The organism is Vibrio sp. 1-Bac 57, from assembly GCF_037546855.1.
Taxonomy (GTDB): Bacteria; Pseudomonadota; Gammaproteobacteria; order Enterobacterales; family Psychromonadaceae; genus Psychromonas.
Genome location: NZ_JALAAC010000018.1, coordinates 73,185 through 89,917, shown reverse-complemented (window position 1 = coordinate 89,917; position 16,733 = coordinate 73,185). Strand labels below are relative to the sequence as shown.

Genomic DNA, 16,733 nt, shown 5'->3' with positions numbered 1-16,733 from the left:
AGGTAACCGATAACGAGACTTGTGATTGGCGAGACTGTGTCATAACAACTACCTCCGAGCATGTAAAACTACATGATCAAAAGATAGATTAATAATGACTATTAATCAAAGTTTATGGCTGTCCACTAGTTTCCTAGATACCTCCGGCTACCCGATTAGGCCTTATCCATTTCTACTCTCGACCGAATTTTAGAGATGTCCATTGTAATTTGTTGCCGTATACTCCCCATCAGCAGGCCTGTATCCTTAGCTAAATCATAGTAAATTTCTGAAATTTCTTGTAAGTATTGTTGAGGATCCACACCGTGAGATTCTGACATGCACTCGTGATACTCTGCATTTTTAGTATATTTAGCAGCAGCTTCCCGAAATTTTTGAAATTTATTATCTAAATCATTTGATATGTACATCTGATTTTTAATTAATATTTCTCTAAGAGATACATATAGAGAAAAATATTTATCCTCATAACTATCAGTTTCATCGATAATAAAATTTTCGAGTATTTCTTTCGAAAAAGTGTCTTCCCAATTTAAAAGAAGTTGATACGTAGCAATGCGTTTTTTAAAGAAATCTTGATAAGTATCTATTGATATAGAACCAAATACTTCGCGTTCTTTTATTGCAATATTAGATTTAGATTTAAAATCTTCCAAAGCATTAGTATGCTTTGATTTAAGAATTTCTAAATCTTGGTTTAGACTTGCCGATGTTCTTTTTGATACTTGATCAATCAAGATCTTTTCAAAGACCTTTGCAAAAGCGATTAATATGGCGGCACTTCCACCAAGTGAAAGTAATAATGAACTAACTTCTTCAGATATCAATTGAGCTCCTTGTTTTCGACTATATTAAGAGGCCTAACGCCGCCATCAACTGCGTAGCGAACTGGCGGTTATTGAGCGGGTTTTGCACAAAAGTGACTGTTTGCGGAGTCAGATTGCATGGTCTTGTTATGCCATATAGCTAAGTAGAAAACTCTCTACATCTCTAATCATATTTTGAACGTCTGAATCTTTAAACTCTTCTGGCTTGCCATGCGCTGCGCTATTTCGAATGTCGGCAATTGCAGTAATTCTCTTCTGCTGAAGCTTATTATAGATTCCAGCTTTGGCTAGCTGCGCGTTCATAGTATCGAGTTTTCCGTTAGAGATTGAATTACTATCGCAAAGGTCTCGTAATGCAGTCTCTAGTACGACACCGGTAATAACAGCTGCGGCAAGTTTATAGCCATTATTAAGTAATTCTGTAGCCTGCTCTAGCTCGCTATCAAAAACCTCAGCCTGAACCAAATATTTTAGTGAGGCTAAATATCCACCATCGAAATCTTCCTTAGCTGCTAAAAATATAGCCCCGAGTCTTTTTTTGATGGAATAGTTTGACTCCATTGTTTCACGTTTTTCGCCCTTCTCGAAGGCTACAAAATGCTGCGATTCTTCACCGCAAGCTGTAACTAATAGATTCTTTACTTTAACTTTCCAACCGGTAAATAGTTCAATATCAATAGTTTCAATTGTTCCATAGGTGCTATTAACGCTTCGTTTTGTAGCCTCAATATCATCGAGTTGACTCTCCAACTCGATAAACCTTTGAGCCAATTTCTTATTCATAGTTAGTCCTTAATTCATACCGACTGTTTGACTGGCATAACAAACAAGGATAGGTGTCGCGCAGCCGACACCTTATCTGGTCGTTGAACAAGCCCATTCCGAGATTGCATCTTATTATAGTAAATAGTAATTTTAAAGGTAGGCTTGAGACACACTGTTACTTTTCTTCAGGCGAGCTTAGTCATGATATAACTAATAAAGAAATTATATCAACTGGTTATATGTTAATTGAATGCCATTACACCTCTTTGTGTTAGGTTTATTCTTTTCGACTTAAAGCCATCGTAGTTGTACATTAGTTTCTCAGTCGGTTCACGCCTAAAAAATGCATTTCATACTGACAAAATGGGCAAATACATACAGCATGTTTCATCACTTTTTTTTGTTTGTAGACTGTGCCTACATGGACGCCAAGTAAAAGTGAAATCTTTAACCTTAACTGTTTTGCATTTCCTCTTAAAAAACCATAATCTCTGACGCGCTGTAGCCCTTTAGGCAATACATGCTGTAAAATTAACCATAAGAACTTTAGCACTGACAGTTTGCGCGTCTTAACGATATTGGTTTTTCCCTCTTTATATCTGAAAGTCACATTTTCATCGCTTATATTAATAATGTCTTTATCAGGCAAAACCCCTCTATAAAGATAACGAGATAGGTATTGTAATGAAGACAAACCAAACCCCACCTTACGACAATCAACGACCCATTTCTTAGGGATATCATTGGGTAGTGTTAACTCTGTAGCGTGATTAATTGCATCAAGCATCCTTGCTCGCCACACTTTCGCCAATAAAAAAGCGTTAAATAGATAGTGGTTATCTCCTTTATGCCACTGTTGTTTGTCAGCATCGTAGCGCCCACAGGGAATGATAATATGTAAGTGAGGGTGCAGTTCTCTTTTACGGTTATGTGTATGCAGTACGCTGGTGAACCCTAAACTGCCTTTACCCTCTCTTGATGCAAAGTCTTTGAGCAAGTTCGATGTTACTTTAAACATCAATTGATATAGGGCTTTGGGGTATTTTCGAGCAAGTACTCTGAACTCATAGGGTAAGGTAAACGTCACCATAAAATAGTGTACGGGTAATAATTTATCGGTTTGTTTGGCCAACCAATTTGATGTAGTTTGGTGCAAACATTGCGGGCAACTTCTATTACCACACGATGCAAGGTTTTGTTGATCATGCTGACAATGCCCGCAATGCCATTGGGTGTAACGAGCAGGGTCACTCTTACAATGTAACATATCAATAATTGCTCGGCGGATATCTTGCGTCAATAATCCACCATAATGTAGCTCCAATTGTCGATGGTAGCGTTCAAGTAATGTAATGAATTGACTCATAACGTACCCCATTCAATCAGCAATTGATCTGTTAATTGATTAAGGGCCTTTATGTTGTTTTTTTGTTTGGGGGCTGTGAGTTGTGTATATCTTGCAGTGGTATTGAGATTATTATGACCTAAGAGTATTTGTAGAGAACGCAGGTCAACGCCTTGCTCTAAAAGATGCGTTGCAAAACAGTGACGTAACGAGTGTGGGCTGATGTTCTTCTTAATGCCCATTTCAGAGATTACTTTTTTCAACGCTTTTTGAACACCACTTTTATCCATGGGGGCATCGTCAATGATGAGTTGTTTCTGTTTACCGAAACGAGGAAATAACAACACAGGATGACGATGTATTTTCCAGTAATAACGCAAGGCATGTAATGTACGTTCGGGTAATGGTACTAAACGGTCTTTTCCACCTTTTCCATTTCGTATATGAACTTGCATCGTTTGGCTATCAATGTCATTCACGGTTAAATTAAGCGCTTCACTTAGTCGTAAGCCCATGCTGTATAGCACTAGAAAAAATACCTGATAACGTAAAGAGTAAGTGTGGCTAATAAGTAAACCAACTTGTTTATTCGTAATAATGTCTGGAATGCGTTTTACTTGCGGTGGTTTGACAATACTTAGCCATTCCCATTCGCGCTCAAGGGTGTATCGATAGAAAAACTGTAAGCCATTACGGTCTAACTTTATGATGCTCCATGAGTGAGTTTTCACCAAGTGTGCAAAGTAGTATTTTAAATCAGCTTTGGTTAATGTATCAGGTGTACGATCGAAAAAGGAGGATATCCTACGCACGGCACGAGAGTAAGCATCAATAGTGGCAGGACGCTTACCTTGTAGTGTTAGGTTAGTTAAATGTTGTTGATATAAAAGGTCAAAGTGTTGCTTTTCTGAAGTATTCATTGCTTAAACTCCTATTAAGCATCACCGGAAAAGTGATGTAGGAAGTAAGTATGAATGAATGATATTTAAGTTTTGTTCCTTCTGCCGCAAAGCGGCTTCGTTCAACAGTATTATTAAACAGAATTATTCCGTATAACCGATGGATATACAGAACACGATATTTTATTTAAATTTGACATGACAATACCAAAATAAACAAGCTAATCATAATGTTAATAACAAAAACTAAAACCTTCGTCATGTGGATAGGCAGAATTATTCCTTATTTCCGGCGGAAATACGAAATAGCACATTAACTGTGTATAGACGCACTATTTATAGTGTAAGGAAATTATAATGAAGTCTGCATTTTTAAATATTATTACTGACAATATACATTTGAAGTTTTAGAGGCATAAAAAAACCCGCAAGCCTTTTAATAAGCGTTGCGGGTTTTCCCGTACCTTGACGGTACTTAATGTGGCGGAGAACAAGAGATTCGAACTCTCGAAGGGTTGCCCCTTACACACTTTCCAGGCGTGCGCCTTCAGCCACTCGGCCAATTCTCCGTAAATTTTAAAACTGCTCATTAATCATACTGGAAGTGCGTATGTATTAGATAAGCGGAGCGCATGATAGTTAACTCGGTGCTGTAAATCAACTATTAACGCTCATTATTCAGATATTTATGACAATTCTTGTTGTAAATAGACGGCTGCGCCTAATAAACCAGGATTTTCATGGGTAATTAAATAAGTGGGTACTGTTTTCAAAAAGCCTGCAAAACGTCCTTTAGCTTCAAAAAATGCACGGAACTCACTATTTTGGAAGAAGTCGATAAAGCGAGGCACGATACCACCCGCAATATAAACGCCGCCTTTACAATCTAAGTTCAAAGCTAAGTTACCGGCAAAACCACCCATTGCTTGGCAAAACAAGGTTAATGTTTGTTCAGCTATTTCGCATTCTGCCGCTAATGCTGATTTGGTAATTTCAGCGGGTTCAAAAAACTCAGGTTGTTTACCAGCAAGACGACAAAGTGCATGATAAATATTGACTAAACCTTGGCCAGATAACAAGCGCTCATTGGATACATGACCAAACTGCGATTGTAATAATAATAATACATCGGCTTGTTGTGATGTATTAGGTGCAAAACTAGAATGTCCGCCCTCTCCATCTAAACTCACCCATTTTTGATCGTGTTTAATAAGGTGGGATACGCCCAATCCAGTGCCAGGTCCAAATATAGCTTTCACTGCATTGTCGACGACTTCACCACCACCAATTTGAATTTTTTGCTTATCGTCAACAAAAGGGACAGCCAGTGAAATAGCTGTGTAATCATTGATAACATAGAGCGTTTTTAAATCTAGCTTGTGCTGTAACTCACTTTTTGAGAACTGCCAGCTCAAGTTGGTCATACTGACTAAATCATCTTCAACTGGGCAAGCAATGCCAACACAAAGGTGACTAACGGGATCTGATAAAGTAGCAAAATATTGCGCTAATGCAGATTCTAAAGTGATGAATTGTGCACATGGATACTCTCTTACTTTAGACATTTCACCACTGGCGATGTCTAACACTGCTAAACGTATATTGGTGCCACCGACATCTGCAACAACTGATAACATGGTTCTGCTCCTACACTTTTTAAGTTTCTTTGATCAAGAGGCAGATCAGCCTCTCAGTTTTTTTTATTTTAGCCTTTTTTATTTGATCTAAAACATTGTTTTTATGTAATAAAATGACAAGAAAAGCAGGCTACTTTATAATCCATTTAGAATTTAAACGATTTTTTTGTAGTTTTATTTCATTTCTAGTTACAAAAATTCTTACTAGACACTAATCGCATCGTTACTACTGAGTGAACAATATAATGAATACTTTAGAGTTAATTAAAAAAAATCTCGATACATTTAGTAAATCTGAACGCAAAGTAGCGGAAGCTATTTTGGCGTCTCCACAAACAGCTATTCACTCTAGCATTGCTAATTTAGCAAAAATAGCAGAAGTCAGTGAGCCGACTGTTAACCGCTTTTGTCGTCGCTTAGACACTAAGGGTTTTCCTGATTTTAAACTACATTTAGCACAAAGTTTAGCGAATGGTACCCCATATGTGAACCGTAATGTGAATGAAGATGATGGCCCTGAAGCTTATACGTCGAAAATTTTCGAGTCGACTATGGCTTGTTTGAATGCAGCGAAGAACGGCTTAGATGTAAATTTGATCAATCGTGCCGTCGATGTGCTTACACAAGCAAATAAAATATCTTTCTTTGGTTTAGGTGCTTCTTCATCGGTTGCGCACGATGCACTTAATAAGTTTTTCCGTTTTAACATTCCGGTATCGTGTTTTGATGATGTGGTGATGCAACGCATGAGCTGCATTAACTGCACTGAAGGCGATGTAATTGTTTTGATCTCTCATACTGGGCGCACTAAACCTTTGGTCGAAGTTGCTCAACTTGCACGTGAAAACGATGCCTTTGTAATCGCATTAACAGCGGCTAACTCGCCTTTAGCTGAACAAAGCAATTTAGTGTTATCGCTAGGCGTGCCTGAGGATACTGATATTTATATGCCTATGTCGTCACGTATTGCACAACTGGTATTGATTGATGTATTGACCACTGGATTTACGTTACGCCGTGGCGCTAAATTTAGAGATAATTTAAAACGCGTTAAAGCGGGTATTAAAGATTCTCGTTTTGAAAAAACAGAAGATTAGACATTTTTTTATCTTGCAAACGTTCACTCGCTTTAATGTGAGCCGTTTGCAAGTTAGCTTCCCTAACAATTGTTCCCAATACTCACAGCTAATGATCATAGCGAAGAACTATAGTGAAAAACCATAGCTAATAATCGTGATAACATAAGTTGTAATCGAAAGTTCATTAACCCCCTTTATACTTATCTTTTTATTTTTAACAGGAGTTAACATGCCAAGACGTACCAAAATCGTAACCACTTTAGGCCCCGCAACGGATCGCGGTAATAATTTAGAACAGATTATTGCTGCTGGCGCTAATATGGTACGTATGAATTTCTCTCACGGTGAAGCCGCTGATCACGTAAAACGTGCCCAACAAGTGAGAGAGATTGCGAGTAGATTAGGCAAAGAAGTAGCTATCATGGGGGATCTACAGGGTCCTAAAATTCGCGTATCTACTTTTGAGAACAACAAAATACAATTGACTATTGGTGATAAATTTACACTCGATAGCGATATTGAAAAAGGCCAAGGTAACCAGCAACAAGTTGGTCTTGATTACAAAACATTACCCCAGGAAGTTGATACCGGCGATGTATTGTTATTAGATGATGGCCGTGTTCAACTAAAAGTTGAATCTGTTGAAGGTAATAAAGTACATACGGTTGTTACTATTGGCGGACCTTTATCTAACAATAAAGGAATTAATAAACAAGGTGGTGGTTTATCTGCCGCTGCGTTAACAGACAAAGATAAAAGAGACATTTTTACTGCTGCTGAAATTGGTTGTGATTACCTTGCCGTTTCATTTCCTCGCAATGGTGCTGATTTACATTACGCACGAAAATTAGCACAGGAAGCAGGCTGTTTTGCAAAAATAGTCGCTAAAGTAGAACGTGCTGAAGCGGTTGAAACTAAAGAAGCTTTAGAAGACATTATTTTAGCGTCTGATGTGGTGATGGTTGCCCGTGGCGATCTAGGTGTTGAAATTGGGGATGCTCGATTAGTGGGTGTTCAAAAAGATATGATCCGTACTGCTCGTCGTTTAAATCGTGTGGTGATCACTGCAACGCAAATGATGGAATCAATGATCAGCGCGCCAATGCCAACACGTGCTGAAGTAATGGATGTCGCTAATGCGGTATTAGATGGTACTGATGCGGTTATGTTATCGGGCGAAACAGCTGCGGGTGATTACCCTGTTGAAACGGTTAAAGCAATGAGCGAAGTGTGTATTGGTGCTGAAAAACATCCAAGCATTAACGTTTCTAATCACCGTATCAATTATACTTTTGATGATCCAGGTGAAGCTTTAGCTATGACGACTATGTATGCGGCTAACCATACTAATGGCGTGACAGCGATTGTTGCTTTAACAGCCTCTGGCTCTACCCCATTATTAATGTCACGTTTGAGTTCTGGTTTGCCAATCTATGCATTATCAAGCAATCAACAAACATTAAATTATTGTGCTTTATACCGTGGTGTAACACCCGTTAAGTTTGACTCTACAACGACAAACAGTATTGAGTTTATTGCTAATGCGCTAGCAACGCTTAAGTCATCAGGGTTAATTAAAACTGGCGATCTGATCTTATTAACGCACGGTGATAACGTTAAACAAGGTTTCACCAATACTTGTAAGATTATCAAAGTAGAATAACGTTTAATTAAGTTTGTAGTATTACAGTTAAGCTTATTAACGACTATAAAAAAGAACGCTCATAAAAACAATGACCATAAAAAAAGCCGCTTTATTGTTAACATTATTAGTTAGCAAAAAGCGGCTTTTTTGTTGTGTTTTTATCGATTGACGAGTCATTCTATAAGTTAACGAATCAATTAATAGTTAGCTAAGTAATTGAAGTTCATTAAACACTCAGTCTTTACCCTACAGGTGCTGTTTCTACAAAGATTGGGTCTGTATTCGCTAGGGTTAATAGATGTTGTAAATTAGGCAGATCTTTTAATGATAAAAGATCTCGGTACGTTGCCCAGTCAAGAAATACGGCTACTCTCATTTCTGCATTGGTTAATGGTAAAGCTTGGCTAAACTTTTTGTTATTCATCGCCACTAACCCTGATTGTGTACGCTGCTGTTGACGTGTTAAATACAGGCTTTTTTCAGGCGTGATGCCATCAAACTTAGCTAACATAAATAAGTTTACGTATGCATCCATCAAGGTATTGGTCATATGGTAGAGCTCAACTTCTTCTACATCTGATAAAAAGTCTTCCCCTGCTATTTCATAGATATGCGTTAAAATCGAGCTAGAATCAGTTAATTGCAATTCACAATCAACCAATAAAGGTACTTTTTGGGTTGGCGATAACTCTGCGCTTTTGGCCATGTCTATTTCAATGAAATCAAAATCTAATGCTGTTTGTAAAAATGCAATACGACATTGGCGTACAAAAGGCGAAGTATAACTACCGTATAATTCCATGAGGATCCCTAAAATATCAGTAAACTAAAAAATAAATGCAGCGTCTCAGCTTTCCATGACTTTGCATCAGTGAGGTGCTACAACATTGAGAACGTTATTAGCACCTTGAAAAACTTACTGTATGGGCAGATTAATGAATAGTCAATAAACACTGTTTATTAAGTTAACTGTTTTTAATGCGTTGGCATCATTGACAGCTAGTCCTATAAACAAAGTTGTAAATATACCTATAAACATATTTGTAATTAAAATTGTAACCAAAACTTCAATTACAGCTTTAAACAAAGCTGTAACTAAAAGCTATCGTTATATCGAAAAATATAACTGTGGGCAGGGGTTGAGCTTTGGTTTTACCATGTTCGCTATATTGGTAAAACCCGATTGCGGCCTAAACGTTTTGCTTTATATAAATAGTCATCGGCCCGTGCGATTAACTCGCTGATGCTTTCACCCGGTTTACTTTCAACGACACCAAACGATGCGGTGATGTTATTGATCATTTGTCCTGAACGTTTATCTTTTAAGGTTAACTTTTCAAATTGTTTTCGTGTGGTTTCGGCAAATTGTCGTGCAATTCGTACATTTGTTTTAGGTAATAACATCACAAACTCTTCACCACCAAATCGATAAGCGGTACTGCCATTGCGCATGACATCATTGATTTTTCTACCTACTGCTTTTAAGACTTGGTCGCCTAATAAATGTCCCCAAGTATCATTGAATTTTTTAAAATGGTCGATATCACATAGAATAAGGCATAAACCTTTGGTATCGGCTTTTAAATACGCAGATAACTCAGTATCAAATGCGTTGCGATTAAATAATCCCGTTAAAGAGTCATACATAGCCGCATGGCGAGTTTGCACTAACTGTTCTTTTAATGAATCAATTTCACTTTTTGCAACGCTTAAGCTATTACCAAAAAAACGCGTTGCATTACGCATCTGTTTGGCATCTCTTTCTAGATTCTTTAATAACCCGATCACCTCATCGATAGACCAGCCTTCTTCTTCCACTTTGCTAATATTGGCGACAGTCTTTTCAAAAGATTGTTGAAATTGATTGGTATCAGAATGGGTATCAATAATTGACTTATCAAGCTGAAGCATCATTTTTTCAATGGAAGTACGGAGCTCTGAGGTTGCATTCTCTTCTTCCGAACGAATATGTTCTCGATACAAGGATTCAGCTTGAATAGGTGGGCAGTTATCATTATCTTTCAATAATTTATCCATTGACTCTTTTAATGCAACATTTTTTTCTGCTGCATAATGATACCAAAGTGCATAATTACTGGGTGTGGTCGGGACTGAATATTTCATCATCAGTGGTAATGCTTTTTTTAAATTTTTTGCTGATTCAACAATTAATTCTCTGCTCATAAGGCTTCTTTCTTATCAAGTCATTGTAAATAGTGATTATAGTGGTTAAGAGTATAGATTGATTTATGAAAATTGATTTATTCAGTATCAATAAGTAAACGTAATGGATCACATTTTTAATCATAACTCGCCTTAATTATCGGCTGAAAAATAGTTTTATAGGTATTAAGCGATAATGCACCATTAACTGTGTCCGTTGCCGTTCAAATTACAGAAGCTAATAAGCAGTTAGCTATCCCCTTACTTTCTATTCACTGATTTAAATTAGCTAACTTACTTTACTAACAGCGAGTTTTGGCCCCCCTTTTTTGCCTTAATTTAACTTTTTCTGATCTGGTTCAGTAAATGTTAGTACATGTAGATTTACAACAGAATATAAAGCAAGTACCCTTGCCGCCTTGCGCGTGATTGCGCTATTAAACTTAGCTTTTAATGCTAATAAACTTAACAAAGGTAGACAGTGTGACAGAAAAAAAATCATTTACGTTCGCGACGATTTTGACGTTTATTATTCCCTCTTTAATTGGCTTATTATTATTTATGACGCCTATTAATTACGATAATTCGTTAACTATCCCGATCGCTATTATCTCCAAAGCCCTACAAGCATTTCTAGGAGATTCTGCCACATTGATCGTAACCTTAGTGGTGCTTACTACTGCGGTTTTAAGTTTATTATGTAAATTTATTAAACCTGCTTTTTTAGTAAATAATGAATTTTTGAATGGATTATTAAACGTCAGCCCTGCTTGGTTGTTGGTACGCGTATTAGGCGCGATTTTTATCACTCTAACCTATTGGCAAGTTGGCCCAGAAATGATCAACTCAGGTAATACAGGTGCCTTAGTGTTGAACGACCTATTACCTATTTTACTTTGTGTATTTATCTTTGCTGGTTTGTTACTACCTTTATTGCTTAATTTTGGTTTGTTAGAATTATTTGGTACCTTATTAACCAAGATTATGCGTCCTGTATTTAACTTACCTGGCCGTAGTGCCATTGACTGTATGGCATCTTGGTTAGGTGACGGCAGTGTTGGTATTCTATTAACCAGTAAACAATATGAATCACGTTTTTATACGCAACGTGAAGCTGCTGTTATTGGTACAACGTTCTCTGCTGTATCCATTACCTTTTCATTGGTGGTGATTGCACAAGTTAAATTAGAGTACTTATTTTTACCTTTTTACCTCTCTGTATGTGCTGCTGGTTTAGTTGCTGCTATCGTAGTGCCTAAATTACCGCCTTTATGCTTTAAAAAAGACACTTATATTGATGGTTCTTCACGTCACGAAAATGATGAAAAAACGCCTGAAGGTCACCATGTTTTATCTTGGGGATTACATCAAGCATTAGAGCGAGCTGAACATTCAAAAGGAATTAAACATACAATAGTAGATGGTTTAAAAAATGTTATTGATATGGTCTTTGGTGTGATCCCAGTGATCATGGCGATTGGTACGGTAGCTTTGGTTATTGCTGAATATACGCCTATCTTTAACTATTTAGGTATGCCATTTATTCCACTACTTGAACTATTACACATTCCAGAAGCTGAACAAGCATCAACCACTATTGTGGTCGGTTTTGCTGATATGTTTATTCCATCGATTCTAGCGGCTTCTATCGAATCTGATATGACCCGTTTCATCATTGCTGCAATGTCTGTGACTCAATTAATCTATATGAGTGAAGTCGGTGCGTTATTAATAGGCAGTAAAATACCGATTAATATTGTTGAATTATTTATCATTTTTATTCTTCGTACTCTGGTGACTTTGCCTGTGATTGCTGGAATAGCACACCTTATATTTTAAAGTAGTACTGAGATAATAAAATGGACATTACACTATACTTGCATGCTATGACCGGTTTATTGGTTATTATTGATCCCATTGGTTCGGCGCTTATTTTTAACTCACTGACTTCTGGCAGTGATCAAAAATACCGTAACTTAATGGCCATAAAGTCAGTTTTAATAAGTGGTGTAACGCTCATTTTATTTGGCAATTACGGCGAGGCATTGTTTTATCACCTTGGCATTAATATTAACTCCTTACGCATTTCCGGCGGTTTATTACTTTTCTATACCGCCTTTATGATGATCACACAGGAGTTAAAATTTGCTAAGACTGAAAAAGACGCGGATATTTCAGTGTTTCCAATGTCGATTCCCTTATTAGCAGGGCCAGGTACCTTAACTTTAGCTATTTTATTATTTTCTCAAAATACAGAAGGTAATTCAGTGGTCTCGGTTAGCGCCGCCATCATCAGTGTTTTAGTAATAACCTTGTTCGCGATGGTCACATCAAAGTACTTAAAAAAAGTCATTGGTAAAACCGGTGATGAAATCTTACGACGTTTTTTAGGCGTGATCCTCGCTGCGTTAGCGATTCAATTTATTTATGAAGGTATTCGTAACATCTCGATGTGATAATAATTGGCAAGGCATAACTATTTTTACACCTTGCTAATTTTTAGTACCTTCTTATCTTTCGATGCTTTGTTTATTTTTTGTATGCTAAAAACAGCAATGGGTAATTAGCACTCTTCAATACTTTATAAATCTAAATTAAGCTGCTTTTCTTGTACTTCAGGTTTTAACATGACACTGAGACCAAGTAACCTTATCTCCCTGCCCTGTTGTCGTTGTAGAATTTCCTGTAGTAACTCGCGAAAATGCGATAAATTTAGCTGCTTTTGCCCATGTTCTATGGTTGTTAATTGAAAATCAGCAAACTTAATTTTAATGCTCTGTTTGGTAATTTTTTTAGAAGGGGAAGCTCGTTCTAATCGTTTATCCAATTCATGATAAAGGTGCTGTTCAATGAACTGCCAACATTCATCAAAAGTTGAAATATTGCTTGAAAATGTTCGTTCTACTCCAACCGATTTTCGCTCTCGTTCAGTGATCACTTCCCGTTCATCAATGCCATGGCTGTAATTCCATAATGATAATCCCATGCGACCAAATTTTCTAAGTAATTCACGATAATCAGTATTTTTAATATCTTCACAAAGGTAAAAGTTTTCCTGATGAAGTTTTTTTAAACTGACTTTACCCACGCCCGGTATTTTCTCAAGAGGTAGTGTATCGATGACACCTTGAACTTGATCCGGTGGAATAACACATTGGCCATCTGGTTTATTCAGATCAGAAGCGACCTTGGCCAGAAACTTGATGGGAGCAACGCCCGCTGAAGCAGTCAGATTTAATTCATTGCGTATATCATTCCTAATGGCTTCAGCTATTAATGTGGCCGAACCATGTAATTGTCGGCATTCTGTAACATCAAGGAATGCCTCATCTAACGATAACGGTTCTATAAGGTGGGTATAGCGTTCAAAAATAGCTCTTATCTGTTTCGAAACGGCTTTATAAACGTGCATTCGACCAGGTACCACAGTTAATTGCGGGCATAACTTCAAAGCCTGAGAAGTTGGCATGGCCGAATGAACACCATATTGTCGCGCATTATAGTTACAAGTACTGATCACCCCTCGCTGTGAAGTACTTCCTCCAACAGCAAGCGGTATATCTTTATAACTTGGTTGATCACGCATTTCTACCGAGGCAAAAAATGAGTCCATATCGATATGTACTATTTTACGCTGCAAAGGTGTTTTAACATTAGCCTCTGTATTCGGATAGCGAGTATCTTTACTCATATCATGACAAACCTTAAATAGAATGATGTGATAAACGATTAGATATAGTTAAATTATATAGTTAAATCAACTGTTTTTATATCCAGTTGATGATATTGAAATATGCAAAAATTACAAGTGTTAATAAAATGTCTTAATTAGGTTTGACATCACCCTAAGGGTAAGGGTTATGCTTTATTAATCGAAACGATACTGTAAGGCTTTTTAGTCTTTTATAAACACCCTATTACTGGATAAACAATAAGCAGGAGATAACTGATATGACAACAACGCAACAAATAACATTCCCTGTCTATGGTATGAATTGTGCAAGTTGTGCGAGTAAGCTAAGTGCTGCCTTTAATACTCTTGATGGCATAGAGGCGAATGTAAATATCACACTAGAAAAAGCAAGTTTAGACGTCAATAAGTCGCTATTAAATGCCCCGCTTGCGCCACAAATTATGACTATTTTAGAGCAAAAAGGCTATCAAACGGATCATCAACAAGTTATTTTTGAAGCTGAGTGGTCTTGCTCAAGCTGTGTTGAATCAACGGTTACAGCCTTAAAAAAACATCCATTAGTTGTTGATGTTAAAGCTAATTTTGCAACGCAGACTGTGTATATTGAAACCCTAGCCAGCTTTGTCAACGACACATTCATTAGTGAACTTGTCGATTTAAGTCCCTACCCATTAACACAAAAAAAAGCACTAAACTCACAGCAACAACAATTAGCGAAACAACAAAAAGAAGATAAAAAACAGTTACATGAAAAACTCGGTTTAGCTATTGCGCTATTACTAAGCTTGCCATTTTGGTTGGCCATGGTGAGTATGCTATTTAATGATGCCCCGCTATTATCCCCTTGGTTAGAGTTTGCCTTGGCGACCCCTTTGCAATTTATTGTCGGCGCTCGTTTCTATAAAGGAGCATGGAGAAGCATTAAAGGACGTTCAGCAAATATGGATGTGCTAGTGGTGTTAGGCACCTCTGCCGCCTACTTTTTTAGCCTGTATATGATATTAACAGGACATGCTGGGCATCTTTATTTTGAAAGCAGTAGTTTAGTGATCGTATTGATCCGTTTAGGGAAGTTTTTGGAGTTTCAGGCTAAACAAGCTAGCTCAAAAGCCGTGAGTGCACTTAGTAAATTACAAGCTGTTGATGCTTTAGTCAAAAAAGGCAAAGAATTTAAACGTGTGCTGATTGATCAAGTGCAAGTGAACGATCTAATACAAATCGCTGCCGGTGATAAAGTACCTGTTGATGGGATTATTTTAGAAGGAAGCAGTTATATTGATGAGTCGTTATTAACCGGTGAAAGTAAACCAATACTCAAGCAAGTAAAAGATACGGCCTTTGCCGGTACCATTAATGGCGATGGTGTTTTATTAATGAAAAGCACCGCTGTTAAAGAACAAACTAAATTGTATCAGATTATCCAATTAGTTGAGTCAGCGCAAATGAGTAAAGCGCCTATATTACAGTTGGTTGATAGAATAAGTGCTATTTTTGTACCGATTGTATTAGCCATTGCGCTGGTCACGTTTAGTGCATGGTGGTTATATAATGGTGATTTTGAACAGGCATTAATCCACAGTGTTGCGGTATTAGTGATCGCCTGTCCCTGTGCGTTAGGTTTAGCGACACCAACGGCTATGGTAGTGGGTACCGGCTTAGCGGCACAAAAAGGTATTTTAATAAAAGATATTAATACGTTACAGCTTGCACATAAACTAACTCATATTGCCTTTGATAAAACAGGTACTTTAACTAAAGGGCAAGTTAGTTTAAATAATATTACTGCCTTTGATAAAGACTTTTTGCCGTTATTATTGGGTTTACAACAGGCAAGCAAGCACCCGATAGCCAAAGCGGTCAGTGCATATTGTCAAACACTTGATGTACAAGCAATGGACGTGAATGACATTCGTAGTATCCATGGTGAAGGCATTCAAGGTCATTTTAATAACCAAGTCGTGATTGCAGGTAATGCTAAGATATTAGCGCGATTTGATATCGATTTAATACAGCAACTTGCTATCCATGGTGTTAAGCCAGACTCAACAGATAATATTATTTATGTTTGTTATCAACAATATCTGATCGGCTATTTTACTATTGAAGATCAAGTGCGTGCTGAAAGCCAACAAGCTATTTCAGACTTACATGAATTAGGTTTAGCAACCACACTTATCAGTGGAGATAAGGAAAATGTAGTGCAGTCGATGAGCAAGAAGCTGGGTATAAAAAGTTACTTTGCTGAGCAAACGCCTGAACAAAAACTGCAACAGCTCTCGACATTACAACAACAATCACTGGTTGCCATGGTAGGTGATGGTGTTAATGATGCGCCTGCATTAGCAAAAGCAGACGTCAGTATAGCAATGGGTGGAGGCAGTGATGTTGCCAAACAAACAGCATCAATGACATTAATGCGCGATGATCCTCGTTTGATTGCCGTGGCGATTAAAATATCACGCAGTACTTGGTCAACCATTCGTCAAAACTTATTCTGGGCATTTATCTTTAATAGTTTAGCTATTCCAGCGGCTGCTTTTGGTTATTTAAACCCTACCCTAGCGGCCATTGCGATGACAGCATCAAGTTTAACGGTGTTAAGTAATTCTTTATTGTTAAAACGCATTAAAATCGACATTGATAAATAAGTATAGAGATCACTGTTGCACGTTAATGTGT

Annotated in this window: 13 protein-coding genes and 1 tRNA gene; 5 read left to right on the top strand and 9 right to left on the bottom strand. The window is 37.5% G+C overall.

Features of this window, described 5'->3' with window-relative positions; translation table 11 throughout:
• Positions 1-155 precede the first annotated feature (155 nt).
• The 6 genes from MT391_RS12935 to MT391_RS12910 form a co-directional block, all read right to left on the bottom strand.
• Positions 156-827, bottom strand: coding sequence for a hypothetical protein (locus tag MT391_RS12935; protein ID WP_499498402.1), 672 nt, complete (start codon positions 825-827; stop codon positions 156-158).
• Between the two features lie 126 nt (positions 828-953).
• Positions 954-1,610: a hypothetical protein gene (locus MT391_RS12930; protein WP_499498400.1), complete on the bottom strand. Its 657-nt coding sequence runs from the start codon at positions 1,608-1,610 to the stop codon at positions 954-956.
• A gap of 295 nt (positions 1,611-1,905) precedes the next feature.
• Complete coding sequence (locus MT391_RS12925) at positions 1,906-2,958, bottom strand: IS91 family transposase (protein ID WP_499498398.1); 1,053 nt, start codon at positions 2,956-2,958, stop codon at positions 1,906-1,908.
• Entirely contained in the window at positions 2,955-3,857 is a 903-nt protein-coding gene (locus MT391_RS12920) for a site-specific integrase (protein WP_499498396.1), read from the bottom strand. The genes MT391_RS12925 and MT391_RS12920 overlap by 4 nt, the downstream gene beginning before the upstream one ends.
• Positions 3,858-4,317: 460 nt before the next feature.
• A tRNA-Ser gene (locus tag MT391_RS12915) sits at positions 4,318-4,405 on the bottom strand.
• A 117-nt stretch (positions 4,406-4,522) separates the two neighbouring features.
• Entirely contained in the window at positions 4,523-5,473 is a 951-nt protein-coding gene (locus MT391_RS12910) for a glucokinase (RefSeq protein ID WP_166372498.1), read from the bottom strand.
• Positions 5,474-5,718: 245 nt separating this feature from the next.
• On the opposite strand from MT391_RS12910, the gene MT391_RS12905 reads away from it, so the two are divergent.
• Together MT391_RS12905 and pyk are read left to right on the top strand one after the other, a co-directional pair.
• A complete protein-coding gene (locus tag MT391_RS12905) occupies positions 5,719-6,570 on the top strand; it encodes a MurR/RpiR family transcriptional regulator (RefSeq protein ID WP_166372497.1) in 852 nt (283 codons plus the stop codon).
• Between the two features lie 211 nt (positions 6,571-6,781).
• Entirely contained in the window at positions 6,782-8,215 is a 1,434-nt protein-coding gene (gene pyk, locus MT391_RS12900) for a pyruvate kinase (RefSeq protein ID WP_499498394.1), read from the top strand.
• Between the two features lie 223 nt (positions 8,216-8,438).
• Here pyk and MT391_RS12895 read toward each other — a convergent pair whose 3' ends face one another.
• Both MT391_RS12895 and MT391_RS12890 read right to left on the bottom strand, forming a co-directional pair.
• Complete coding sequence (locus MT391_RS12895) at positions 8,439-8,999, bottom strand: glutathione S-transferase family protein (protein ID WP_499498392.1); 561 nt, start codon at positions 8,997-8,999, stop codon at positions 8,439-8,441.
• A 362-nt stretch (positions 9,000-9,361) separates the two neighbouring features.
• Positions 9,362-10,381 (bottom strand): GGDEF domain-containing protein, encoded by a 1,020-nt coding sequence (locus MT391_RS12890; RefSeq protein ID WP_499498391.1) that lies wholly within the window; start codon positions 10,379-10,381, stop codon positions 9,362-9,364.
• 540 nt (positions 10,382-10,921) lie between these two features.
• Here MT391_RS12890 and MT391_RS12885 point away from each other — a divergent pair.
• Both MT391_RS12885 and MT391_RS12880 read left to right on the top strand, forming a co-directional pair.
• Positions 10,922-12,199, top strand: a complete 1,278-nt coding sequence (locus MT391_RS12885) for a YjiH family protein (protein WP_499498406.1) — start codon at positions 10,922-10,924, stop codon at positions 12,197-12,199.
• Between the two features lie 20 nt (positions 12,200-12,219).
• Positions 12,220-12,816 (top strand): MarC family protein, encoded by a 597-nt coding sequence (locus MT391_RS12880; RefSeq protein ID WP_166372492.1) that lies wholly within the window; start codon positions 12,220-12,222, stop codon positions 12,814-12,816.
• A 125-nt stretch (positions 12,817-12,941) separates the two neighbouring features.
• Here the strand turns inward: MT391_RS12880 and dinB are convergent, their stop codons facing one another.
• Positions 12,942-14,051 carry a DNA polymerase IV gene (gene dinB / locus MT391_RS12875; RefSeq protein WP_499498389.1) on the bottom strand — a complete coding sequence of 370 codons (1,110 nt, stop codon included), beginning with the start codon at positions 14,049-14,051 and terminating at the stop codon, positions 12,942-12,944.
• 260 nt (positions 14,052-14,311) lie between these two features.
• Here dinB and MT391_RS12870 point away from each other — a divergent pair, with 260 nt between their 5' ends.
• Positions 14,312-16,702 carry a heavy metal translocating P-type ATPase gene (locus MT391_RS12870; RefSeq protein WP_499498388.1) on the top strand — a complete coding sequence of 797 codons (2,391 nt, stop codon included), beginning with the start codon at positions 14,312-14,314 and terminating at the stop codon, positions 16,700-16,702.
• The last annotated feature ends 31 nt before the right edge of the window (positions 16,703-16,733 follow it).

Coding starts and splice junctions, on each gene's coding strand:
- MT391_RS12885 (WP_499498406.1), top strand. CDS start 10,922: ATGACGCCTATTAATTACGATAATTCGTTAACTATCCCGATCGCTATT.
- MT391_RS12880 (WP_166372492.1), top strand. CDS start 12,220: ATGGACATTACACTATACTTGCATGCTATGACCGGTTTATTGGTTATT.
- MT391_RS12905 (WP_166372497.1), top strand. CDS start 5,719: ATGAATACTTTAGAGTTAATTAAAAAAAATCTCGATACATTTAGTAAA.
- MT391_RS12870 (WP_499498388.1), top strand. CDS start 14,312: ATGACAACAACGCAACAAATAACATTCCCTGTCTATGGTATGAATTGT.
- MT391_RS12930 (WP_499498400.1), bottom strand. CDS start 1,610: ATGAATAAGAAATTGGCTCAAAGGTTTATCGAGTTGGAGAGTCAACTC.
- MT391_RS12895 (WP_499498392.1), bottom strand. CDS start 8,999: ATGGAATTATACGGTAGTTATACTTCGCCTTTTGTACGCCAATGTCGT.
- MT391_RS12910 (WP_166372498.1), bottom strand. CDS start 5,473: ATGTTATCAGTTGTTGCAGATGTCGGTGGCACCAATATACGTTTAGCA.
- MT391_RS12925 (WP_499498398.1), bottom strand. CDS start 2,958: ATGAGTCAATTCATTACATTACTTGAACGCTACCATCGACAATTGGAG.
- pyk (WP_499498394.1), top strand. CDS start 6,782: ATGCCAAGACGTACCAAAATCGTAACCACTTTAGGCCCCGCAACGGAT.
- MT391_RS12890 (WP_499498391.1), bottom strand. CDS start 10,381: ATGAGCAGAGAATTAATTGTTGAATCAGCAAAAAATTTAAAAAAAGCA.
- MT391_RS12920 (WP_499498396.1), bottom strand. CDS start 3,857: ATGAATACTTCAGAAAAGCAACACTTTGACCTTTTATATCAACAACAT.
- dinB (WP_499498389.1), bottom strand. CDS start 14,051: ATGAGTAAAGATACTCGCTATCCGAATACAGAGGCTAATGTTAAAACA.